The 1,139-nt window shown below is 62.7% G+C and carries 1 protein-coding gene; it reads right to left on the bottom strand.

The features are described 5' to 3' along the window. Nucleotides 1-1,139, bottom strand: a 1,139-nt coding sequence (locus BN873_RS20580; RefSeq protein WP_048676604.1) for a hypothetical protein, incomplete at both ends; no start/stop codon positions are given.

The following is a 1,139-nucleotide window of genomic DNA, read 5'->3' on the forward strand; positions in this document are numbered from 1 at the left end:
CGGTTGGGTGGTGCCGCTTTGGCCGGCGACCGTGCAGCGGTAGCGGTAGCCATTGCGCGTGGTGGATTCGACCACGGCATCCAGGCTATAGGTGGTCGATGCGCCCCAGACCGGATCGGCCAGGATGGCATCCGTACAGCTGTACAGGTCGGTTAAACAGGTGTTGAGTTCGCCACAGGCCAGCGCGGCCAGTTGCAAATCCTGTTGTGCGGATCGCACTTCACCCGCCGTGGTTTTTTCAGTGTTGGCTGCCGCAAAAGCTTTGTACCAACGGGTTAGCGCTTCCAGCCGAGCGCGGTGCCCGGCCTGTAATGCACCCATATCGAGGTCTCCTAAGTCGATGCCAAGATAATCCTCATTGGGACGACCGCTGACAGCGCCTTCGGTGCAGGAGCAATCGCCCGCCGGTCGTTGGGTCCAGATGAGCTTCAAGGTTTTGTTGGTGGCCGCTACCCCCAAGATCGGCCGGTAGAGGCAGATGGCCGGGGTTCCGGTGGTATCCCCGGCATCCCGTGGAAAACTACGATCGGTGATGCTGATCCGACCGCTGACCGGTCGGCTCACTAACGGAATCAACGGAATGGTGAAGCCGACGAAGCCGCTACCGGTGTAGGGAATGGCGGTGGTGGCGGGCGGTAACGCACCGGCGACTTTGCTTTGCACCGCCCAGGTTTCGGCGCCGATGGGTTGATCGTTGAGGCATTCCAGCGCGACGGTTTCCGTGGGCGCAGTCGCTGCAACCGCAAGTCCCACCAGGTCGGGCAGTGCCGGGCGGCTTTTGGTGATGGGCAGGGCAAAGGCGGCGGTGCGAAACGGCACATCGATGGCCGCCATGCCGCCGGGGGTTTTGTCATTGGCCGGTGGGGTGGCGACGGTGACGAGACTTGAGCTTTCCAGCGCACGCAGGAGGTCATAGAGCGTGATCAGGCTGCCCCAGGTCTCGGTCGTGGCGCCGCTGGTGACGGTAAGCTGATAGGCGCCGCTGATTGTGTGGACATCGGCGCCTTTGGGATAGGCGGCTGCCAGTTTGGGAGAGACGCCGTATTGCCATTGCTCGCCATCCCAGCGTTTGTAGTGGCGATAGACCCGGCTGGTATCCCGACCAAAGACCAGGCGGGTTGCGGTGTCGGGGACGGTCT

Origin of the sequence: Candidatus Competibacter denitrificans Run_A_D11, assembly GCF_001051235.1 — a bacterium.
GTDB lineage: Bacteria > Pseudomonadota > Gammaproteobacteria > Competibacterales > Competibacteraceae > Competibacter_A > Competibacter_A denitrificans.